Source organism: Niastella koreensis GR20-10, assembly GCF_000246855.1.
Classification (GTDB): Bacteria; Bacteroidota; Bacteroidia; order Chitinophagales; family Chitinophagaceae; genus Niastella; species Niastella koreensis.
Window position 1 is genome coordinate 738,915 of sequence record NC_016609.1, and the last position, 21,163, is coordinate 760,077.

The window sequence follows — 21,163 nt, forward strand, 5'->3', positions numbered from 1 at the left end:
GAAGCAGGAGGTAAGAGTTGTGAAGTACACTATAGTTGCATAAGCCCTGTTATTGCATTATAGTTTTGCAATGTTTTACAATAATAATTTCACTATGATGCAACAGGCGCTTTCCGGACGCCTCTTTCAGCCTTAGTTCCTACTTTAGTGTCGCTTATGCAAAATTGTGATCAGGATATAACAATACATTTTTAAAAAAATATATTCGTTGATTACTTCCTGTCTAAAATATTATAATATCTGCAAAATAAATATCCCGATTACTAATGTAAATGATTTGCTGATTGTTTAAATTGTACTGGTACTAAAGCCTATCCTTCTGCATGCGGTTCCTTATTATAACGTTGTTGATTATTGTACGGGTTAACACGTATGCACAGGAGCTTGCATACAAACAGTTTACTGTTAAAGATGGTTTGCCCGGTTCCATAGTTTACTACACCTTACAGGATAAAAACGGGTTTATATGGTTTGCTACGAACCAGGGCGCAAGCCGTTTTGATGGCAGAACGTTTACTAATTATACAAAGGAAGATGGGTTGCCGGATAATGAAATATTAAAACTCTACCTGGATAAATACAACAATATCTGGTTTATTTCTTTAACGGGCATTCCTGCTGTTTTTCATAATGGTACCATCAAACGCTTTGATAATTGTGCTGGTGTAGTGGCTGTTTGTGAGGATAGGAAAACTGACAGCATTTTTTTAATAACAAACTCAAATCTTTATGATAAGGGGGTAAATGGGTTCTACAAATCGCTGAATAGTTCGGGGAAATGGCAGTTTGCGGGATATTTTAAAAAAGAGGATCAGGCATCTTTGTACAATTGGCCAATCCTAAGGGCTTCTTCGCAGGCGAAGATCAATTTTTATTTTTCTATTATCAACAAAAAGGAATATGCATTATGGCTAAAAAAAGATACGCTGGTAAGACGCTATTTTTTTAAAACCGATGACGTAGGAAAGCTGCTTCTTCCGTTCTTGAAAAATTCCTTTTTTACTCTTACAAAAGAAGGGGAAGGGATCATTTTCTATACTGATGACTCAATATATTATGCTGACTTCCATAAGATATCTTCGGTCATTTCAATGCAGCGGTTAAGGATAAATTCAATGTACAACCCTGTCAACTACTTATTTTGTGAAAATGATTCCACGTTATGGATTTGTACAAGGAACGAGGGTTTATTATGTATAAAGAATTTTTTAACACCCCGGCTAACCATTCATTCTTTTTTGGGAAAGAGCTTTTGTACATCTATTATAAAAGACCAGGAACAGGGTTATTGGGTACCCACACATGGTGATGGGGTGTATTACCTGCCTGATCTATCATTTCATTCCCTGTCAGCTTTTCCAGATCTGACCAATAAAAATGCCCTTTGTATCAAGGCCATTCATAAACAGGTAGTGGCCGGATTTGCAGATGGCAATATTATTATAATTGAAAACGAAGGTTTACAAAGCAGACGTTTCCCCGAATGGGCCGCGCGAAATAAAAGCAATCACATTCTTGATATCTGTTCTTTCAGGAACAATACTTTATTATTGGGGAGTGATTATGGATTGATATTTTTTTCTCCGCGCAAGACCCGGAAATTAAATACATTAAGCGTTAAAGCGCTGTATCTATCCGATACCGGTATTTTTGTTGGATGGTCTACCTGTATTGCATTACTGAATCGGGAAGGATGCTTTCAAAAAAATTTATTCTTTAAACGGATTACCTGCATAACTGGCATAGGTAACCAAATTTATTTTGGCACATTAAATGGCGCCTTCTTATTGCAACATGGTGCGATCCAAAACCTGGGGCAAAAATATCCGGTATTGTCTGGTACTATTAATCACCTGGATATAGCACCCGATTCTGCGCTTTGGATCTCGACCCAGTTGGGGGTAGCTATTCTGAAAAATTCCATAGTAACACTCATCACAAAAGAACAGGGGTTGCCAGGCAAAATGTGTAAACATGTTTCGTTTGAGGGCCACACTGCCTGGATCTCTACTGATAAGGGAATTTCACGTTTAAATTATACCTGGGTACAACATCAACTCAATTTTTCTGTTTCAAATATTACAGAAGAGGACGGCCTTATCAGTAATGATGTGAACCAAACCGTTCCGTCAGGCAATTCTATTTGGGCTGCTACTGCAAGTGGTATTTCCTTTTTCTCTAAAAATTATACCAGTCATTCAATTATCCGTCCCCGGATTAATATCAATAAGATCGTTGTTGATAATCAGGCTGTGCCGGTAACAGATACTATCTATGTAGGCTATAGAGCCCATAAGTTGCTCATCGACTTATCCGGCATATCATACCGCAGCGGCAAACAAATGCGGTATGATTACCGGTTAAAGGGATTAGACAGTAACTGGAGCAATACCATAAATAATAGTATAGAATTTCCGGCTTTGCCTTTTGGGAAATTTATTTTTGAAGTCCGCGCAGTTGACAGATGGGGTATAACAAGTGATCCTTCCCGCAGTCTTTTTATTATTCATGAGCCGCCTCTGTGGAAAACCAGTTGGTTTCTGGTTGTAAGCTACCTGGTAATAGCTGTATTGCTGGCTTGCGGGTTTTATATATATTATCGCCGGCGGCAGCAGCAACACGAACAGGAATACGAACTAAAAAAGAAAATACACAACCTGGAAATGATGGCCCTGCGGGCGCAGATGAATCCGCATTTTATTTTTAATTGTCTTACCTCTATTCAGTATTACATTATCAGGGCCGATATGCGAAATGCGAATACCTATCTGCATAAATTTTCTACGCTTATCCGCCAAGCGCTGCAGCATAGTACGGATTCTTCTATCCTGCTGCGGGAAGAGATCAAAATACTGAAATTATACCTCGACCTGGAAAAAATGCGCATGGGCAGTTCCATGGATTACCGGATGAGTGTTTCGGATAATTTGAAACAGGATGACTGGTCCATTCCCCCTATGATTGTTCAGCCCTATATTGAAAATGCTATTAAGCATGGTATTGCACCCCTGCAGCATCAAAAAGGGGTTTTACATGTTGAAGTGACCCATTCTGCAACGTATATTGAATTTGTGATTGAAGATAATGGACCAGGTATTCATGTATCTGCACACGATAAACGCCCCTATGACCATGAATACACCTCTATGGGTAACAGTATTACTGCCAGTCGCATCGATGCCATTAATGCCATGCAAAAAAATAAAATATTGGTGCAGGTGACTGATAAACGTCAATCCGGGCAGGCTACCAGTGGTACCATCGTTCATTTATCATTTCCCATAAATCCTTATTAACTATGTATGTTAAAACTATTATTATTGAAGATGAAGAAAGCAGCCTGTTTGTGCTCCAGGACCTGATTGGCCGGTTAACCACCAACTTAAATATATTGGGTACAGCCGGCCATTTGGATAGCGCTATTCAGTTAATAAAATGCAGTGCCCCCGACCTGGTTTTTATGGATGTGCGAATCGGCGATGGAACCGGGTTTGATGTGCTGCAGAAATTATCCGACCGGAATTTTGAACTGATCTTTGTTACAGCATATGATAATTATGCCCTGGAGGCGTTTAGGTTTGCGGCTATTGACTATTTGTTAAAACCCATTGGAATGGACGAGTTTGAAGAAGCAGTAAAAAGAGCCAGTAATCGAATTGTCGAAAAAAAGCGTTACGATACAATAGGCGTCTTGCTGCATAACCTGTTCCAGGAAAGTGAGCAACATAAAAAGATAAACATTGCCACTCTGAATGGATATGAGTTTGTTGAATTGCGCGACATTGTCTGGTGCAAATCAGAGGGCGCCTACACAATTTTTTATTTATCCGATAAATCGAAAATTGTTTCTGCCCGCAATCTTGGCTATTATGAAGAACTGTTATGCTGCAATAACTTTTGCCGTATCCATTATAGCACCATTATTAATATGAAATTGATAAAAAGCTATGTAAAGGGAAAAGGTGGCTACATAGTTATGAGTGATGGCACTGAACTGGAAATTTCGCAGCGGCGGAAGGGGGACTTTTTGGAGAAGCTGATGATTTAATTTCAAAAAGCCGCCGTTCAGGCGACTTTTTGAATCTGGTTTACTTCTGAACAATAACTTTCCGTGTAATCGATTTTCCGGCCTGCTTTACCTGGATAATGTAGAGGCCATTGGGAAGATGGCTTAAATTCATGGTTATACTCTTTTTGCCAGCATTATTTACTGATTTTGCAACAATGCGTCCCGAATTATCGCTTACCAGGATTTCGGTATTTTTTAAATTGCTGTTATCGGTACTGATATAAACAGGTCCTCTTGTAACGGTGGGGTAAACGGCTAATGCCGACCTGCTATCAGCTACGTTGCTTTCATCTGTATTTACTACAGCGGTGTTATCAGCCACAATGGATGGCCCAACGCAATTAATAAGGCGGGCTGTGAATTCTGAATTATCCGATGCCTGGAACCCATCCTGTAACACCACTTCGGTAGTAGCAACAGCATCCGAGGCTTCATCATTAATCACCGCACCATCACTATTGATGGTTACTGATGAAGAAACAGTTCTGAAATTGTTTACCGTTCCGGTTGTTTCATTCAAAACCCTGGCATTATAATGCGTGGTAGTTGTGCCCATTGGCACCCCATTATAAGTTACATTTGGATTTGAGAAATATTGAAGGCGGGTTTCACCGTTGAAATTGATGGCCATAATAGTTCGCCATCCATCGGGAGTGTATACATATCCATGGCCGTAAGCAAATGGCGAAATGGAATTATCTACCTCAGGATTATGTCGGCAACCCTGTAAATGACCAATTTCATGGGCAAAGCTGTAATTTCCCAGCGCACAATCATAATTCACAACACAAAAAGCATTGCCAGCATCTGCCAGTACAGTAGTGGCCAGGCCACAATATTGACTATTATTGGAGATCAAAACATTTACATCGGCAGCGTATATGTCCCTGTATGTATGAATTTGGTCCATATACCCGTCGCTCGTTCCCATAAACCGGTTTAAATCGGTGGCATCATCTCCTGATTCAGTATAATTAACCCGTACCGAAGCGGCCAGCTCCATGTACACTCCAACACCACTGTTTAGATAGGCCTGGTTGCTTTCTGCTATCGCCTGCAACGCGAACTGGGTAAGACTACTATAACCCAGGTAGTCTTTAATAAAGCTTTCTGCAATGGAGGTGAATGCTACCAGTACCCGCAGGTTACACGAGGCCTGCGCAATGGAGGATGGAGTTGCTGCGGCAGCATTATCTGTCTTTTTGTGTGAATCAGTCATGCCTGGTGCATCCTCAATGTAAGGAGCACGTTTAAAATCTATTTCATATACTGAAAACACGCCCTTTCCCATGGGGTTAATAGAATAATTTCCGGCTTTGTAATTCAAATTACCCGAAATTTCGCCATTCAGATAAACCAATGCAATAGAGCCCTGGCTTTTGTCGGGCCCTTGAATATATCCATGCCAGGTGAAATTATTTTCCCCACGCTTCACCACTTTTTGTTTGATCGCTTTTATTGTTTCACCGGGAAAGATGTTCAGAAAGAAAATGGAGTCCTGTAAAGCCGCTGTGTTGAACTCGTATACATTAACAACACCTTTTTTTGATCGTTGTTCCAAATATGGAATTACTTTTTCTTTGCCTGTCTGTTGTCTGGCGAAAGTGTTTTTATCTACCTGCCTAACAACAATGTTTTTTTGAGAATAACTTTTTTGCGTACACAAAAAAAGGAGTAATACTATTATTAGCGGGTAATGTTTGTGTTGCATAAAATAAGGCTTTATTTTTTTATCTGATTATGCAATTCAGTGTTGTCTCTTTCCAGCATTTCTATTTTTTTATTCAACGCAATAATGTATAACGTTAGCTCTTCAATTTTTTCTACTACACGTGTATTCATCTGACCTACTTCAAGCCCATTATTTTTCACCTCTTCTGCAGAAGGCATATTGGGCAGGCGATTGTTTTTCTTTATATATTCTTCGAGTGAAGTAAGGCTTTTTAATTTGTAGCCGTTGCCAAAAACATAATCAGGCCAGGGATTTTGTGCCGTTACACGAATTTCACGCGCGCCTATTTTGCCTTCAACCGCCAGTTTAAATGAACCGAAAGAGCTGGTGCCAATTCCCACCTGGCCAACATCATTTATATTTATAGCCCCCATTGCAGGTTCCGTTCCGCCGTTGCCGCCTATTTTAAAAATTTGCGGACCTGCGGTTAACCAAAAGGCTCCGTAATTGCCGAGACTCCCCTGGATAATAACATTTGCGTTGGCGTTGGCAGCACCTCTAAACCATCCGGCGGCTGCCCCGGCCTGTTGTACATCGGAAATAATACCCTGGCTGGTATAAGTTGTTCCTGCTACTGTAAGTTTCGTCCAGGGGCTTATTGTTCCAATACCCACATTGCCTTCACCTGTAATTTCCATAGCATCTGTAAGGCTTCCATTATTGCATGTACGCAGGCGAAGCTCAGTGGTACCTAAATCATTCTTCCGTCTTGCCTGCAAATAAACGACGTTGGAGGTGCTGTAGGGAGCCATAAAAATATGTCCTGGTAATAAAAGACTTTGCGCCGATCCTCCATTGATGGCACTGGATAAATAAATATCTCCATCTTTGGCCACATCAAATATTCCCCGCAGACTGGCGGTGCCCGAAGGGAGAATACCTACATTCCCATCCCGGTAAATGTCTACTGATGTTGAGGTGCCGCCAACCCATTGAGCAAAAGTGTGGCTTAAGGCCAGTATAGCAATACAGGTAAATAGAAACTTTTTCATAGTTTAAAAGGTTAAATGATTTGTTATTGTCTCGTTTTATTTTCAATAGCAATGTAGGTATAACAGTTATCTGTTATTGTGCCATTTAACAACTGCAGCTTATCGTGAATAACTGCATCTTATATCAGATAACTGATAGGATACAGCTTCGATATAACTCAATACATTACATATCCATCAAATTTCCCCTGCTATTTCCACCCCCCTTTTTTAAGAATCTACCTCCCATCCCGCTCCTGGTTATGGGGTACTTTTAAAGTCTAACGATTAAAACCATTTGTTATGAAAAAATTATTGCATGCAATATGCATGTCGGGCTTTCTTTTGCTGCTGGGTAGCTGCGCTAAGAGAAATAACCAGGCAGGTGATCCATCTGGCGATGTGGTATCCACAGAATCTGTGGGCGCTGCAGGTATTTCCGGATTAAACTGGGCCGATGGGAGAGACAATTTTGTAGATGGCTGGGTGATCCCCTCTGGTTTAACGGCGAGTGATACCTATAGTACGGTAACTGCCAAAACAGATGCTATCCTGAACGGCTTTACGGCCAGGGTAAACGGTGTAAACACTATCCGTATCCCGGTTAATCCGCCTTCTGTAGCTCAAAGTTGGTGGGGTAGTTATACCGGGGCTATTGACAAGGCCACCAGTAAAGGTTGGAAAGTTATTATCGCCTGCTGGGAAGGCGCCTCCTCCAAGGATGGTAAAATTGATAACACAACCGACTTCTGGACTATGTGGACCACCATTGTAAATAAATACCAGGGCAACGGCAATGTATACTTTGAACCGTTTAACGAACCGCATGGGTATACGTTGAGTCAATTGACTGCCATCTATGCACAGTTCCTTTCAAATTATCCTAATGTCCCCAAAGGCAGAATTATCCTGGACGGTCAGGGCTACTCTGAAAATGTTACCGGTGTTGGTGCGGATAGCCGGTTTAGCAGTTGTTTGCTGGGGCTGCATAACTATGCTTTCTGGGCTACCCATAGTGCTGCTGACTGGCGTACCGACTGGCGGAACCGTATAGGTAGTTATGGAAGCCGCACGGTTATAACCGAATTCGGGGCAACCATGAATTCGGGGAAAGATTACCAAAATGGTCCTCAATCTGATAATGAAATTGCCTACATCGTTTCTACCAGCGACGTTTGCAGGAACGATAAAATTGCCAGCGTTTACTGGCCAGGATTGCGCGACGGTGATTCCTATAGCCTGTTAAATCGTGGGGGCAGTGGCACCAGTATTACAATTTCTACAGTTAATTCCTCCGGCGTTTTCAGGGTACGTTATGGTTGGGGATTATAACCTCACCTACCATTTCAGGGGCCCGGCCTCCCTTTTCCAGAAAAGCCAGCGGCATTCTTCATAGTGTTTACCTGTGCCGATAGTATGGTTATCACGGTGACCTGCATCCAGTTTCAACTGATGCAGGCCACCTGCATAACTGCCAACGTATAAGGTGCTTTCGTCTTCAGAAATGGCCATTCCGGAAATGGTTCCGCCTATATAATACTGCCAAAGATATTTGCCCTTGTAGTCGTACGCTTTTATATAACCGGATGCATTCCCCCAGATATAACCTTTTCCGGTAGCTACCCCGGCATATATACGGTCTTCTTCATTGATAACTTTCGGCTTTTTCTTCAGGTTATCGGTTGGAACTATCAATGTAGATCCATGATACATATGACAGGAATTGAGCAGCACCTGGGCTCCATCTTTGGAGAACATGGTAAAGTGAGGGTATTCAGATGCAGGCCTAATATCAAATATGCCTTTGTTGCCACCAACCCGGTGATCAGAACCCTGTTCACCAAAACTAATCACATTATTATCGGGAGATAATGCACCATGCTCCATATCTATTTCGGTTCCGTATTCGTCTTCATCTTCCTCATCTTCTTCGTCGAAATCTTCTTCATCCTCCGGGGCATAGACAGGATGGATCAAAACACAATCTTCATTGATAGTAATGTAAATGCCATTGGGAGTGATTAACATAACCTGTAATCCATCATTAAAAGGTATCATCTGCGTGAGGGTCATGTCTGGATACTTAAACTCTGCAATAACAGTTCCTTCCCAACCTGCCATGGTGATGATGCTGTTCTTTGTAGCAAGGGCAAAACAGTTATTCCGGGGCGATTTACCAATAGCTATGATAGCCGGGTCCAGATTCTCCAATTTGTCGTTTTTGGCATCCCACAGGTATGCCTGCCTCGTTTCGTAAGGCGCACCGGTCATGAATACAATCCTGTCTGCATCTATAAAATGAATGTCCCATATCGATTCGCCCTGCTCGGAAAGGGTGCTTACAAACGGGGCTAATGATGGTGGACAACTATCACGGAAAGCAGTTACGGTGTTGTTTTTGTTTGCCTGCCGGAGAGCGGCTAATATTTCCGGGGCAAGATGATCGCGTTGATCGGAGATCTCTTTTTGTTCTACTTTGTCCCATCCATGTTTAGCGGCGTAGGCTACCATTTCGTTGATCTGCTGAGCGAAGTGGGCCCCTTTCTCGTTCCATTCTTTTAATAATGACGTGGGTAGCATTTCTATTATAAGCGTTTATTAGATTAACGAAACAAAATGCCGAAAATTATGGGAGCGTTTCTAATAAAAAAGAGGCTACCAGGCGATAGCCTCTTTGCTGTAAACCTTTTGCGTCAGCAGATCCACTGTTTAAGGTATGGGCGATGTTTTTTGGGGAGATAATCATTTAGTTAACGCCGCATAGATCGAATCCTTTCTATACACCGATTGCCGTTCTCCTATTTTTTCAATTTTGGGAAAGCCGGCCGCACCAAAGATCGACTGTGCACGTGCAAACGAAACAGGGAATGGCACCCATTGATTGCCGTTGTCGGTATCATATTCAACCAGAATAAATACGCCTGCGCCATTGCGTAAATAGTTTTTTAATTGTTTGATACAGGCCACCTGGTCTTTTACATAATGGAGAGAATTTGCCATTAAGATCCCGTCAAGTGGAGGAAGGGGTAATTTATCCTTTGCAAAATCTGCCTGGTGAAAAATGATCGGGGGATGAAGTTGGTGATTAGGTTGCTTATCAACTGCATGTATAGTTGAACCCGGCGGTAAAATGGAGGCTAAAGCTTCTGAAAATAATCCCTGACCAGCGCCAAGGTCGGCCCAGGTTTGTGGTGTGCTATGCGGAACAATTCCTTTTTGGATCAACGATATCGCTTCGGTTAATTGCATGGTATTGGGTTCTATGGTTCTGGACTAAAGACTGCCTTGCCGGTTTTCAAATCAACCGGTACCGAAACATGTTCAAGTACGATCAGCCAGTTGCCTCCAATTTTGCGATAACCGTCGGTAACCCGCACTGTCCGGTCAACAGAATGACCTTCCTTATCAGTACCCGTTACATGCTGTTTGGTTCCAAAGGTATCATTAAAACTTTGGAAAATTAATGAACGGCCCCTGACTGCTTAAACTGAAATTTTAAGTATATTCAATCGTCCTTTTCATTATTCAGCACCTTCCATATGAAATCAAATTTGATCTTCTTCCTGTTGCTCGTTTACGCGGGAGCGATAACCGCGCAGGCACCAGCAAAAACTTCCGCCGCCATTCAAAACAAACGCTATCTCTACGTAGCCACTCCCGGCATTCGAGATTACCTGGGTTACGGCGGGCATGGCATCCTGGTGTTTGACATCAACAATAACCATCGTTTTGTAAAACGCATCAGCACCCAGGGATTTCATCCCAATGGAAAACCTTCCAATGTAAAGGGAATTGCAGTCAGCATTCCGCTTAACAGCATTTATATAACCACATTGGAATCGCTGCAGCGTATCGATCTCACAACTGACAAATTAGTATGGGAGAAGAAATTTGAAGGCGGTTGCGACCGCATGGCTATTTCACCCGATGGGCTCATGATGTACCTGCCTTCCCTGGAAAATACCTTCTGGAATGTGGTGGATTGCAAAACCGGCGATATTATCAAAAAGATCACCGTTTATAAAAGAGCGCATAATACCATTTACAGTCGTGCCGGCAACCTGGTTTACCTGGATGATATCGGAAGCCCCTGGTTGTACATCGCCGATGCAAAACAGCATGAGTTAACCGGGAAAGTAGGCCCCTTCGCCAATAATATTCGTCCCTTTACGGTGAATGGTAAAGAAACGTTGGTATATGTAACCGTCGACAGTCTGCTGGGTTTTGAAGTGGGCGATTTGCAGCATGGTAATAAGCTTGCTCATGTGGAAGTAGAAGGATGGGAACAGGGGCCGGTGAGGCGGCATGGCAATCCCAGTCATGGTATTGGCCTTACGCCGGATGAAAAGGAACTGTGGCTGTGTGATGGCTATAATATGCGGATGCATGTATTCAGTGGGGAAGCTCCTTATCAGCAACTTACTACCATTCCGCTACAGGATATGCCCGGGTGGATCACTTTCAGTATTGATGGAAGGTTCGCCTATCCTTCCAGCGGGGAAGTGATAGATGTAAAGACCCGCGCCATATTGCTGCACCTGAAAGACGAATTTAACAACAACGTTGCCAGCGAGAAAATGGTAGAGATCCAGTTCAATGGCAACAAACCGGTACGTGCCGGCAACCAGTTCGGTATCGGTGGAAAAATACCTTCAGATCAATAGGACCTGAAGGTATTAATATATGAATCGCTAAAATTAAAGTAAACCGGAAACGCCAAATCCACAGGCCAATAAAATTCCAAGATCAACCAGGATACTAAAAGCAAAAACCGGGATAGTGATCTTGGTTGGCAATGCAGCCAGATTGGTGATCAGCACAAGGGCCATCGCCAGGATAGCCGACATAAACAGGATCAGGTTATTGCCCGAATTCACTACAGCAAATACGGTTAATGGGGTAAGCACGCAGCCGTGCCCTGCCAGGGCTACTGCCAGCCAGGAGAAGCGGTTTTCCTCTTGGTTCTCACACCAGGTAATAAATCTTGACAGTATAAATGGTTTTGATTCTCTTGCACTATAAGTAGTTCCTATTTGATGTTTAAAAGTTGTTGTTGACATATTAACCTCATTTTTGTTCCACAAATTTCACTCTCCACCAACCGGTAAAAGGTGAGGCCGGAAAGACTGAAACATGATTTTAATCATGTTCCATTTTACGGTTAGTTACATAGATAAAATGCTTTTTCAGCGGGGCCTGTGTTTACCTTGCATAAAAAGAAGACCATGAAAAAAGCATTAGTAGCGGGTATACTGACTTATATTACCGCGTGTAATTCCGTAAAACAGGAATCGGAAGCAGGAGTAGTTGACAAAGAACAAATTAAAAAAGAAATTCAGGCAAAGGAGGATGAATTTGCCGCTACTTATAATACAGGAGAACTTAAAAATATTGGCTATTATGCGGATGACGCCACTTCCTTTTTTCAAAACAGGGCGCCATTGGTAGGCAAAGAATCAATTATAGAATTTCTGAGGTCAGACCTGGCTTCTAATTCCAACAAGATCTCGTTTAAGACCAATGAAGTGTTTGTGTCGAGTGATGGGAAACAAATTGTAGAAGTCGGCTATTTTAAAGTTGTAGACTCCAGTAATGCAACCATTAATTCCGGAAACTACATGAGCCTGTTCGAAAAAAGAGATGACAAATATTTGTGTATAAGAGATATGAGCATTTCTGAAAATCCAGTTGAATAAGACCTGGAATATACCTTGCGATAGTGGAGTGAAAGCAATTTCACTTTATCGTCTTCTGCCTCCGCCGCCGCCTCTCATTCCTCCGCCTCCGCCTCGCATGCCATCTCCACCGCCACTGCTCCTGGTTCTGCCAGATCCTGAAGACATGTTTGATGCCGATGGACGTGATGACGAACGATCAGATGCACCGGCTGATGGGCGATTGGCCCCTGCTCCGGATTGTCGATTGGATACTCCTGAACGATCGGCCGTTCCTGCCGATGGGCGATTGGAACCTCCTGTTGACGGGCGTGTTCCCGCAGAAGGTCTGTCGCCCCGGTTGCCTGATCTGTTGTTCCCATAGTTGCCATTATTCCGGTTATTGGATACGGTATTGGACCGCATTTTATTGTTGTTGTAATTATTGAAGTTATTAAAGTTGTTGTTATTAATAACTACGTTGCCGCCATGCCCGCCATAATAACCTCCATGGGAATAATAATGGTTACTACGATAAATTCCCACCGCCATAACAGTAGCAAAGCCAAACCAGGGCGGATAATATCCATAATGATAGGGTGGAACATAAGGCACGTATGCAGGGGAGTACACATATTGTACAATCGGTGCAGATTCAACCACGACGGTTGTCGTTGTTGGAGCCGGAACAGTCACCGTAACAGGGTTTTCGCCGGTATACGCAGGATTGGGTGTTACAGATGAATTCCCTTTTGGCTCAATAACATAATCCTTGCCGTACAATTCCTCATCACCCACTATTTGTAGGGAGACCTTGTTGTTTTTATCTTTATCTAATAAAATAACGGCTACATCCTGCGTTTCATTTTTGGTAACATCCACCTGGAGTATAAATGTATGGGAGTTGTCTTTTTTCTTTGAAACTACTTTTATAAAATCAACCTTTTTATCAAGATTCAAATCCAGGTTATTGATCTTTGTTTTTGGATCATTTAAAGTTTTTTCAAACTCTTCAATCGTTTTTGACTTTTGAAAGGTCGTTAACACCGCATAAAGATCCAGGTTATCCCCTGCCATGCCTAAGGCAGCTGTATCCTCCTGTGAAAAAACAGGTTGATTTAGCAAACTTATTACCGCTGCTAAATACAGTAAAATAATTTTTTTCATTGCAGCTATAATTTATAAAGGGAGTGTAAGCAAGTTAAGCTAATAGCCTGACTTTGTAGCTCACCTAACGGTGCTCAAACCCTGGTCTGCGTGAGTTATCCGTTTATTGCTTTTTTATTTTACTGTAAAACAACGTGTCCGGGGCCTCAAATAATTGAACAGGTTTGCCCGATATTATAAAAACGTGCCGATTAGTTACAGGGGTAGATTGCGGATGTAAGTGTTATAGTTTCAGCGGCTGCAGATCCGGGGCCAGCCAGTTTTTTCTGGCTTCTTTACTCATCAGGAATTCGCGGCTATAATAGGTGAGCGGAAAGCCTTTCTTTAAAAATTCTCGCTGCCAAAGCCCGTTCAGTTTTTCTTCAAATTGCCCGTCGCTGCAGGTTTCCAATATATAGTTAATGATCTGCCTGATGTAAAACACCGTGATCGTTTCGTGATAACCGGAGTGATCGGTATTTTCTCCGCCAACGCTGATGTTGTATTTCTTTATCCCTTCTTTTATGGATTCAATGGCCTGCGGTAATGGCTGGCGGCAACAATACCAGAGCGCCATTACAAAATGTGCTTCATGTGTCCATTTTACTTTTGGCAACGTGCCATTCTCAAATTGATGAACCAGTTCATTTGCTTCTGTTGCTGTCATCATAAAAAGTTTTTGGTGTTCACCTCTTCTTTATAGGTGTTGAGAATGATGGTGGTATTGGTGCGGGTAATGGCTTTTATGGATTTTATCTTTTTTACCAGCAACTCTTCCAGGGCCAAGGTATCTTTTACCAGCACTTTCAGCAGCAGGTCATAATCACCGGCGGTATGGTGGCATTCGAGCACTTCGTTCAATACAATGAGATTCTCTTTTACCGATCCGCTTTTGGTATGATCGATCCATACCTGGATAAACGCCATCAATTGCAGGTTTACCTGTTGCCGGTTTACTTTTATCGTGTACTTTTCTATATACCCCGATCTGTCGAGTTTGCGTAGGCGTTCTGTTACCGCAGGCAGTGATAAATTTATTTTGCGGGCTATGTCCGCCCCGGTAATGCGGGCATTTTCAACTAGCAACTGGAGTATTTTGCTGTCGTAGCGGTCCATAATGATGAATTATTTATCCCGAAAATAAACTTTGTCTTTATATTATTTAGCTATACTTACAGAATAACAGCGACTATTAAGAAAAATAAATAAGTTCCTTAATAATAAATTGAAATAAAAATATTTTGGATACCGTTACACCGGTTTTAGTGGCGCCGTAACGGAGGGAGCATCAGGAGCCGGGTTGTTGGCGGGAACGATCGAACTGCAAAGGGTTATGGCAGGGAATGATTAATGCGTACAACATTTGGCAAAATTTAGTTTCAGCTTGTAGCTGGCTACCTTTAGCACATAACATCCTTCCTTACTGGAATAAAACAGATCACCTTTGAGGTCAAAATTATAACAGATCGCGCAGGTAACAATTTTCCTGTTAAATTCCTGCTCCTGCCTGGTGCTTGCAAATTCAATGTCAATATCCTGGTTTAATAATTTTTTTCCAAGCGATGCAGGGGAAACCTTACTTACGTTATATCGGGGATAACAGTCGCCGCAAGCGTAAGCCAGATAATGGCAATTTACACTTACATTATTTTGAATATGGTATTTGGCAAATTTTAAAAAATAGGTTGCCGTAGCGGCAATGGCTACAAACAACAGGATACCGGGTAGTAGAAATTTTCTTTTCATTGTACCAATATACGCAATCGGGTTTATTGTATGTATATTGAATTTGCAATGGCGTTTGAAGTGCTATCAGTCAATTTAACAACCTCGCCATTTTTCCAGTAGGTTGCAATAAGAGTACCCCCAATTTTCCATTGATAACCTGCCACATACACATCGTTTCCCGCAACAAAAATGGAATTGGCTACTGACGCGATTGTCCCGGATGTAAGGGTGGTGGGTATGCCGTTTTTCCAGCAAATGGCCCGGGAGTAGTTATTTATATTTTGATAGCCTGCAATGTATACATCATTGCCTGAAACAAAGATGGAATTGGCCGACGAACCACTTATAGAATCGGTAGAGAGGTAAAAAGGCGCTCCGTTTTTCCAATATATTGCTACAGGCTTGCTGATACTGGTTAACTGGTTACCTGCAATGTACACATCGTTTCCCGAAACAGCAATTGCAGTAGTTGTTGGATAGCACAAGGTGCCATTGGCGGCCTGATAGGTCAGTTTTTGGGATAGATCTGTAAGTACGCCATTTTTCCAGTACCCTGCATTATTTCCCCAATAGTGGCTGCCTCCGGCAACATAGACATCATTCCCTGAAATAAACAAAGAGCTTACATAATCTGCATACATGCTAACGCCATACTGACCGCTACCCGACAACCCGGTAGTGTGAAAGCCGGGCAGCTTTGCTGCAATCCCATTTTTCCAGATGGTTGCCAGATTTCCAATTTTCGGGTACTCAGCAGACGGTGTGGTATAGGGTACATGTACCGTATCGGCAAAGTAATTGGCAATACCTGCAACATATACATCATTATTAGCCATAAAAATCGAATTGGTGAAGGCGTCGCCGGATGAATCCGGTAAAAGGGTGGCAGTTTCATTTTTCCAGTATAATGGAGACGTACTGTACCTCGTAATATTATTAAAGCCAAATCCGGCTATGTATGCATCGTTGCCGGAAACAACCAGGGAAGAGCTGCCAAATTTATAAAATACTTTCGACTGAACAAGCAGGCTGCGGGCTACACCATTTTTCCAACATACGGCCGAATCACCACTGGTGCCAAGCACATATATATTTACAGGGTGAGATTGATTGCCATCTCCACTTCCGCCTGTGTTTTTCCTGCAGGCAGTGCTCAGTATCAACAGGCCCGATACCAGAAACAGGTAGTGAGCAGTTTTTGTTCCCTTTGGCATGGAATTATACGCGGTTTAGTTAACTTAAAGTTATCGCCAATTATTATAAATGCGTATCGTTATCAGGAATGTAACAAGTTTGTAACTTATAGCATAAACGGATTATGCGTAGCCAGAGTGAATCAGAGCAGGTTTTATATAATGATCTTTCGGACCTTTGATTGTTAACCTATATTTGCTTATGAGCCCGGCTAGCAACAATTTAATCACCCCAACTAACTTATATCATCCATGATAAAACAATGCTCAAAATGTGGAACACCGTTTAACTGTCAGAACGAGTCAAGAGGATGTTGGTGTGAGAACCTTCATTTGTCAAGCCAGCAGTTGACCCATTTAAAAGAAAACTATGACAATTGTCTTTGTTCAGAATGCTTAAAGGAGTTTGAAATGGTAAAGAAAACACCGGAACAACTTTGCCAGGAGTATTCAGATATTTTCAATGATGTTGCTGACTATGCTATAGTGGAGACAGCTGATTACCAATTTATACTTCAGATATCAGTAATGAATTATGTAATAATCGAGGAAGATTATAAAGCGGTCATTCATTTAATGAAAGAGAAGGGGGTTAGAGTTGTAAGCGATGCCGTAGCAGTAAAGCCAAAGGATTTTGTCAGATATCACAATATGTGGGATGAGGGACAAAAGACATTTCGATTGATTTCTCAAAGTGAGCTGGATCAAATATTGGAAGAAAGAGCAAAGAATAAAGGAAAAAAGTAACGAGCAGGAATGTACGTTATAACACTGGTTTCATATTGCTGTTAATTGATATGAATTAAAAGCAAAAGCGGCACTATTTTTTCTTGTTGTTGCCTTTAATCAAACCTTATGTTAATGCGTAACATTTTAATCTTATCTATCCTGGTTTTGTGTTTTTCCTGTAAAAAAGAGAGTACTGTAAATTCAACGGACTCTAACGATCCTAAAGGAGGCTCTGCCAATGCAGCACTGGGGACCGTTTATTATGTTGATGGCGCAGCGGGCAACGACGCTAATAATGGTCTTAGCCTCACCACCGCCTGGAAAACGATTCAGAAGTCCTTTAATACTGCCGGGGCGGGGAGCACGGTAATGATCAAAGGTGGAACTTACTACGAACAACTGACTGTAAAAGTTAGTGGCACTGCGGGAAGCCCTGTTACATTTACGAATTACAATGGTGAGCAGGTGATCATAGACGGGTCAAAGAATTCAGGCACTACCATTGTTACCATTACCGACAAAAGCAATCTCGTTTTCAGCAATCTTACGGTTCAGAATATTACAAAGAACAATGCCATAGGGGTGCTGGTTTCGGCAAATAAAACCGGTGGGGTAAGCAACCTGACTTTCCACAATGTGGCGTTCAAAAATATCAAATGGACCAGCAACGCGTCTACAACCCCCAATAGCAATCAAAATGCACAACCATTTATTGCATTCGGTTATGGCACAGCTCAGGCAAATGCCATTACGAACCTGGTGGTTGACAGTTGTGAATTCACCGGTAATGTTACCGGCTACAGCGAATCGTTGTCATTAGATGGCAATATCGACGGGTTCACTATTACCAACAACAAAGTACACGACAATTCGAACATTGGCATTGCAGCAATAGGACATTATGGAACAAGCTCCAATTCCGCCCTGGACCAGTCGCGTAATGGTTTGATCAGCGGAAATACCTGCTACAATAACAAGGCTGGTTATGCTACAAGCGGCGGTATTTATGTTGATGGCGGAGCAAATATTAAAATTGACCGGAATATAACCTATCAGAATGGTTATGGAATTGAAATAGGCAATGAAGAAAACGGCACGGCCAGTAACATCACGGTTACCAATAATTTAATTTACCTGAACGAGGTTTCAGGAGTAGCCATTGGCGGATATGACTCGGGTAATTCAGGGCAGGTGACGAATTGTACCATCAGGAATAACAGCTTTTTAAAAAACAATACCAACAATGATGGTTCCGGCGAATTTTATGTGACAAAGGCTTCCAACTGTACCATCGGGAATAATGTTTTTTATACTAATAGCCAGAATACCCTGTTCTCATTGGAGAATATCAGTCCGCAAACAGGAAATGTGATCGACTACAACGACTGGTATACACAATCGGGAAATGCTTCCGACATCACGGTCAACTGGCGCACTACCAGTTATGGATCATTTACTGATTATAAAACCAAATCATCGCAGGACGCACATTCTACTTTCAAGGATCCGCTTTTCAATGGGATTGGAACCATCCCCGACCTGCATGTGAAAACAGGAAGCCCCTGTTTACGTACCGGCAATGCTGCCTGGATCACAGATGCGGCAGAAAAGGACCTCGATGGCAAACCCAGGGTTGTTAATGGAACAGTTGACATGGGCGCTTATCAGCAGCAATAATCAAAACAAGCATATTTTCACCTTCAAGATTGCACCATCCGCCAGCTGGTGCAATTCTTTTTTAGGCTCTATATAATTGTATTTTGCAGCTAAAATTTGTCTATGACCAGGGATGAATTGATTGAATTAGGGAAAAAAATTATCGCACCTGATGTCAGTGAAGAGGAAGGGTCCGGGCTAATGGAATTGTTTGACGCACATGTGCCGCATCCGGTTTTTAAGGCCCGGGAGGTTAATAGTAAAGAAAAGCTGCTCTTAAACGCTCTAAAAGCGCAATAATGGCCGGGGGGCACAAATTTTGATGTTTCCCTAATAAATTAAATTATGAAACTGCCAGTTATTGCTACGGTTGCCGGATTATTTTCCGTACCGCCTGAAAAGGTTTTTGAAGCGTTCCTGGATACAAAAATGATTGGGCGTTTTATGTTTGGCCCGGAGGTGAGGGAAGAAGAGATTATAAGTCTTGACAACGAACCCCGGGTGGGAGGCAAATTTAGTTATGTCGTTCGCAGACAGGGAAAAACATTCAGTCATATTGGGGAATATCTCGAAATTGAACGTCCCCACCGCCTGGTATTCAGCTGGGCTGTAAAAGAAGATCCTTCAAATATTCAATCGCGCATCGATATCGAGGTCCTGCCCGTTATTGATGGCTGCGAACTTACCCTGAAGCATGAAATGCCGCATGGGCAGGAAGATTTTGTGGAAAAAAGCAAAATAGCCTGGGGCAAAATGATCGACAAGCTTACCGAAATATTGGGTTAGTGGACTGGTTCCTCAAGAATTTACCCCGTTTCATGTAAAAATATTTACCAGCCCCCATCCTTTCTTTTTTTTCGTGGTATGAAAAAACAATTTCACCACGAACACGAATATATACCCGATGCTGATAGCGACGGCGTTGACAGAAGAGGTTTTTTAAAATGTATGGCCTGGGCAGGTACCGGCGTATTCTGGATGATGACCGGCGGCGTTCTGAAATCATATGGCATGAGCCAGATGATTGATAAAAGCACCGGCCGGCTCAAAAATGGACTCGTTTTGCCAGCATCTGATTTTAGCTTTGTGCAGATCAGTGACAGCCACATTGGGTTTAATAAAGCCGCTAACCCCGATGTTTTAGGAACGCTGCAAAGTACCATTGATAAGATCAATAATCTGCCATCAGCTCCCTCATTTGTACTCCACACAGGCGATCTGTCGCACCTGGCCCAGGCCGAGGAATTCGATGTACTGGAGCAATCTTTAAAAAGCGTAAAGACCGGGAAAATATTTTATGTGCCCGGCGAACATGATGTCACAGATAATGGGAAACTTTACCTGGAACGCTTCGGCAAAGAGACCAAAGGCGATGGCTGGTACAGCTTCGACTCCAACGGCGTACATTTTATTGGGTTGGTAAACGTTACCAATCATGTTGACGGGGGACTCGGCTATTTAGGCCCTGAGCAGATCAAATGGCTGGAGAAAGATCTAAAACCACTGTCGTCCAGTACACCTATTGTTGTATTTGCGCATATCCCCATGTGGGCTATTTACCCGCAATGGGGGTGGGGTACTGAAGATAGCGCCCAGGCATTACTATTGCTGAAACGTTTTGGATCAGTATCAGTACTCAACGGGCATATTCATCAAACCATTCAAAAGGTAGAAGGGAACATCACCTTCCATACCGCCACTTCAACTGCGTTTCCGCAACCGGCCCCGGGTGGCGCTCCATTTCCCGGGCCCATGAAAGTTCCTGAAGAAAAGCTTCGCTCGTTGCTTGGCCTCACCAGTATAAATTATCAGGAGCATAACCATTCGCTGGCCATTACCGATATGCCATTAATAAAATCTGAATAATGGTGATAATCAATAAAAAATCAGGGGTGATTGTATGTATTGCAATTACCGTGATCGCGGGTGTTGCAGCCACGGCTCCCAGACCTCCTGTTATGAAGTATACGAATTTAAAAGTATTACCGAAGAGTATTTCCTCTAAAGAGCTGATGGGAATTATGGTGGATGATTTTCAGGACGGGTTGGGCGTTACCTGTAATTTTTGCCATGCCAATGCAAAAGATGGCCACGGTCTTGATTTTGCCAGCGATGCCAAACCCGAGAAGGAAGTGGCAAGAAACATGATGCGCATGACCCTTGGACTCAATAAAAAATATTTTAAGATAAAACACCCTGTAATAGGGAGCGGGTCCCTCGATGTAACATGCATCACCTGCCATAAGGGGCATGCTTTTCCGGGTGGCGACTGAGGACAGAAATAA

Annotated in this window: 21 protein-coding genes and 1 pseudogene; 12 read left to right on the plus strand and 10 right to left on the minus strand. The window is 42.5% G+C overall.

From position 1 onward, the window contains the following. Nucleotides 1-323: 323 nt before the first annotated feature. Nucleotides 324-3,296, plus strand: a complete 2,973-nt coding sequence (locus NIAKO_RS03030) for a sensor histidine kinase (RefSeq protein ID WP_014216920.1) — start codon at nucleotides 324-326, stop codon at nucleotides 3,294-3,296. Nucleotides 3,297-3,298: 2 nt separating this feature from the next. Next, a complete protein-coding gene (locus tag NIAKO_RS03035; RefSeq protein ID WP_014216921.1) occupies nucleotides 3,299-4,048 on the plus strand; it encodes a LytR/AlgR family response regulator transcription factor in 750 nt (249 codons plus the stop codon). Between the two features lie 40 nt (nucleotides 4,049-4,088). Here the strand turns inward: NIAKO_RS03035 and NIAKO_RS36335 are convergent, their stop codons facing one another. Together NIAKO_RS36335 and NIAKO_RS03045 are read right to left on the minus strand one after the other, a co-directional pair. Then, nucleotides 4,089-5,630, minus strand: a complete 1,542-nt coding sequence (locus NIAKO_RS36335) for a zinc-dependent metalloprotease (RefSeq protein ID WP_207622489.1) — start codon at nucleotides 5,628-5,630, stop codon at nucleotides 4,089-4,091. Between the two features lie 161 nt (nucleotides 5,631-5,791). Beyond that, the gene (locus NIAKO_RS03045) at nucleotides 5,792-6,793 is read right to left on the minus strand and encodes a hypothetical protein (protein ID WP_014216923.1); all 1,002 of its coding nucleotides are present in this window, start codon (nucleotides 6,791-6,793) and stop codon (nucleotides 5,792-5,794) included. A 282-nt stretch (nucleotides 6,794-7,075) separates the two neighbouring features. On the opposite strand from NIAKO_RS03045, the gene NIAKO_RS03050 reads away from it, so the two are divergent. Then, a complete protein-coding gene (locus NIAKO_RS03050) occupies nucleotides 7,076-8,104 on the plus strand; it encodes a cellulase family glycosylhydrolase (protein ID WP_014216924.1) in 1,029 nt (342 codons plus the stop codon). Nucleotides 8,105-8,110: 6 nt separating this feature from the next. Here NIAKO_RS03050 and NIAKO_RS03055 read toward each other — a convergent pair whose 3' ends face one another. Both NIAKO_RS03055 and NIAKO_RS03060 read right to left on the minus strand, forming a co-directional pair. Next, nucleotides 8,111-9,352 (minus strand): PQQ-binding-like beta-propeller repeat protein, encoded by a 1,242-nt coding sequence (locus NIAKO_RS03055; RefSeq protein WP_014216925.1) that lies wholly within the window; start codon nucleotides 9,350-9,352, stop codon nucleotides 8,111-8,113. A 162-nt stretch (nucleotides 9,353-9,514) separates the two neighbouring features. Further along, nucleotides 9,515-10,021, minus strand: a complete 507-nt coding sequence (locus tag NIAKO_RS03060) for a class I SAM-dependent methyltransferase (protein ID WP_014216927.1) — start codon at nucleotides 10,019-10,021, stop codon at nucleotides 9,515-9,517. Between the two features lie 290 nt (nucleotides 10,022-10,311). Between NIAKO_RS03060 and NIAKO_RS03065 the strand changes: the two genes are divergently transcribed. Beyond that, nucleotides 10,312-11,436, plus strand: coding sequence for a YncE family protein (locus NIAKO_RS03065; protein WP_014216928.1), 1,125 nt, complete (start codon nucleotides 10,312-10,314; stop codon nucleotides 11,434-11,436). A gap of 33 nt (nucleotides 11,437-11,469) precedes the next feature. Here NIAKO_RS03065 and NIAKO_RS03070 read toward each other — a convergent pair whose 3' ends face one another. Continuing rightward, nucleotides 11,470-11,832, minus strand: coding sequence for a hypothetical protein (locus tag NIAKO_RS03070; protein WP_014216929.1), 363 nt, complete (start codon nucleotides 11,830-11,832; stop codon nucleotides 11,470-11,472). Nucleotides 11,833-11,997: 165 nt separating this feature from the next. Between NIAKO_RS03070 and NIAKO_RS03075 the strand changes: the two genes are divergently transcribed. Then, the gene (locus NIAKO_RS03075; protein WP_014216930.1) at nucleotides 11,998-12,468 is read left to right on the plus strand and encodes a YybH family protein; all 471 of its coding nucleotides are present in this window, start codon (nucleotides 11,998-12,000) and stop codon (nucleotides 12,466-12,468) included. A gap of 45 nt (nucleotides 12,469-12,513) precedes the next feature. Here the strand turns inward: NIAKO_RS03075 and NIAKO_RS03080 are convergent, their stop codons facing one another. From NIAKO_RS03080 to NIAKO_RS03100, 5 genes are all read right to left on the minus strand, one after another. Then, nucleotides 12,514-13,593 carry a hypothetical protein gene (locus NIAKO_RS03080; RefSeq protein WP_014216931.1) on the minus strand — a complete coding sequence of 360 codons (1,080 nt, stop codon included), beginning with the start codon at nucleotides 13,591-13,593 and terminating at the stop codon, nucleotides 12,514-12,516. 223 nt (nucleotides 13,594-13,816) lie between these two features. Then, nucleotides 13,817-14,242: a hypothetical protein gene (locus tag NIAKO_RS03085; protein ID WP_014216932.1), complete on the minus strand. Its 426-nt coding sequence runs from the start codon at nucleotides 14,240-14,242 to the stop codon at nucleotides 13,817-13,819. Further along, nucleotides 14,239-14,688 (minus strand): Lrp/AsnC family transcriptional regulator, encoded by a 450-nt coding sequence (locus tag NIAKO_RS03090; RefSeq protein WP_014216933.1) that lies wholly within the window; start codon nucleotides 14,686-14,688, stop codon nucleotides 14,239-14,241. Before NIAKO_RS03090 ends, NIAKO_RS03085 begins: the two co-directional genes overlap by 4 nt. 231 nt (nucleotides 14,689-14,919) lie before the next feature. Then, a complete protein-coding gene (locus tag NIAKO_RS03095) occupies nucleotides 14,920-15,318 on the minus strand; it encodes a hypothetical protein (protein WP_014216934.1) in 399 nt (132 codons plus the stop codon). 23 nt (nucleotides 15,319-15,341) lie between these two features. Beyond that, nucleotides 15,342-16,514, minus strand: coding sequence for a hypothetical protein (locus NIAKO_RS03100; RefSeq protein WP_014216935.1), 1,173 nt, complete (start codon nucleotides 16,512-16,514; stop codon nucleotides 15,342-15,344). Between the two features lie 231 nt (nucleotides 16,515-16,745). Between NIAKO_RS03100 and NIAKO_RS39680 the strand changes: the two are divergent. The 7 genes and pseudogenes from NIAKO_RS39680 to NIAKO_RS03125 form a co-directional block, all read left to right on the plus strand. Next, a pseudogene (locus tag NIAKO_RS39680) lies at nucleotides 16,746-16,883 on the plus strand (cysteine-rich CWC family protein); the annotation flags it as partial. A 21-nt stretch (nucleotides 16,884-16,904) separates the two neighbouring features. Then, nucleotides 16,905-17,240, plus strand: coding sequence for a hypothetical protein (locus NIAKO_RS03105; protein ID WP_041346274.1), 336 nt, complete (start codon nucleotides 16,905-16,907; stop codon nucleotides 17,238-17,240). 114 nt (nucleotides 17,241-17,354) lie between these two features. Further along, nucleotides 17,355-18,899: a right-handed parallel beta-helix repeat-containing protein gene (locus tag NIAKO_RS03110; protein WP_041346277.1), complete on the plus strand. Its 1,545-nt coding sequence runs from the start codon at nucleotides 17,355-17,357 to the stop codon at nucleotides 18,897-18,899. A 102-nt stretch (nucleotides 18,900-19,001) separates the two neighbouring features. Then, a complete protein-coding gene (locus tag NIAKO_RS38355; RefSeq protein WP_014216938.1) occupies nucleotides 19,002-19,178 on the plus strand; it encodes a hypothetical protein in 177 nt (58 codons plus the stop codon). 45 nt (nucleotides 19,179-19,223) lie between these two features. After that, nucleotides 19,224-19,664, plus strand: a complete 441-nt coding sequence (locus NIAKO_RS03115; RefSeq protein ID WP_014216939.1) for an SRPBCC family protein — start codon at nucleotides 19,224-19,226, stop codon at nucleotides 19,662-19,664. Nucleotides 19,665-19,742: 78 nt separating this feature from the next. Continuing rightward, nucleotides 19,743-20,744, plus strand: coding sequence for a metallophosphoesterase family protein (locus NIAKO_RS03120; RefSeq protein ID WP_014216940.1), 1,002 nt, complete (start codon nucleotides 19,743-19,745; stop codon nucleotides 20,742-20,744). Further along, nucleotides 20,744-21,151 (plus strand): c-type cytochrome, encoded by a 408-nt coding sequence (locus NIAKO_RS03125; protein WP_014216941.1) that lies wholly within the window; start codon nucleotides 20,744-20,746, stop codon nucleotides 21,149-21,151. Before NIAKO_RS03120 ends, NIAKO_RS03125 begins: the two co-directional genes overlap by 1 nt. Nucleotides 21,152-21,163: the final 12 nt, after the last annotated feature.

Coding starts and splice junctions, on each gene's coding strand:
- NIAKO_RS03030 (WP_014216920.1), top strand. CDS start 324: ATGCGGTTCCTTATTATAACGTTGTTGATTATTGTACGGGTTAACACG.
- NIAKO_RS03035 (WP_014216921.1), top strand. CDS start 3,299: ATGTATGTTAAAACTATTATTATTGAAGATGAAGAAAGCAGCCTGTTT.
- NIAKO_RS03115 (WP_014216939.1), top strand. CDS start 19,224: ATGAAACTGCCAGTTATTGCTACGGTTGCCGGATTATTTTCCGTACCG.
- NIAKO_RS03055 (WP_014216925.1), bottom strand. CDS start 9,352: ATGCTACCCACGTCATTATTAAAAGAATGGAACGAGAAAGGGGCCCAC.
- NIAKO_RS03110 (WP_041346277.1), top strand. CDS start 17,355: ATGCGTAACATTTTAATCTTATCTATCCTGGTTTTGTGTTTTTCCTGT.
- NIAKO_RS03060 (WP_014216927.1), bottom strand. CDS start 10,021: ATGCAATTAACCGAAGCGATATCGTTGATCCAAAAAGGAATTGTTCCG.
- NIAKO_RS38355 (WP_014216938.1), top strand. CDS start 19,002: ATGACCAGGGATGAATTGATTGAATTAGGGAAAAAAATTATCGCACCT.
- NIAKO_RS03095 (WP_014216934.1), bottom strand. CDS start 15,318: ATGAAAAGAAAATTTCTACTACCCGGTATCCTGTTGTTTGTAGCCATT.
- NIAKO_RS03120 (WP_014216940.1), top strand. CDS start 19,743: ATGAAAAAACAATTTCACCACGAACACGAATATATACCCGATGCTGAT.
- NIAKO_RS03045 (WP_014216923.1), bottom strand. CDS start 6,793: ATGAAAAAGTTTCTATTTACCTGTATTGCTATACTGGCCTTAAGCCAC.
- NIAKO_RS03075 (WP_014216930.1), top strand. CDS start 11,998: ATGAAAAAAGCATTAGTAGCGGGTATACTGACTTATATTACCGCGTGT.
- NIAKO_RS03080 (WP_014216931.1), bottom strand. CDS start 13,593: ATGAAAAAAATTATTTTACTGTATTTAGCAGCGGTAATAAGTTTGCTA.
- NIAKO_RS03100 (WP_014216935.1), bottom strand. CDS start 16,514: ATGCCAAAGGGAACAAAAACTGCTCACTACCTGTTTCTGGTATCGGGC.
- NIAKO_RS03065 (WP_014216928.1), top strand. CDS start 10,312: ATGAAATCAAATTTGATCTTCTTCCTGTTGCTCGTTTACGCGGGAGCG.
- NIAKO_RS03085 (WP_014216932.1), bottom strand. CDS start 14,242: ATGATGACAGCAACAGAAGCAAATGAACTGGTTCATCAATTTGAGAAT.
- NIAKO_RS03125 (WP_014216941.1), top strand. CDS start 20,744: ATGGTGATAATCAATAAAAAATCAGGGGTGATTGTATGTATTGCAATT.
- NIAKO_RS03070 (WP_014216929.1), bottom strand. CDS start 11,832: ATGTCAACAACAACTTTTAAACATCAAATAGGAACTACTTATAGTGCA.
- NIAKO_RS03105 (WP_041346274.1), top strand. CDS start 16,905: ATGGTAAAGAAAACACCGGAACAACTTTGCCAGGAGTATTCAGATATT.
- NIAKO_RS03050 (WP_014216924.1), top strand. CDS start 7,076: ATGAAAAAATTATTGCATGCAATATGCATGTCGGGCTTTCTTTTGCTG.
- NIAKO_RS03090 (WP_014216933.1), bottom strand. CDS start 14,688: ATGGACCGCTACGACAGCAAAATACTCCAGTTGCTAGTTGAAAATGCC.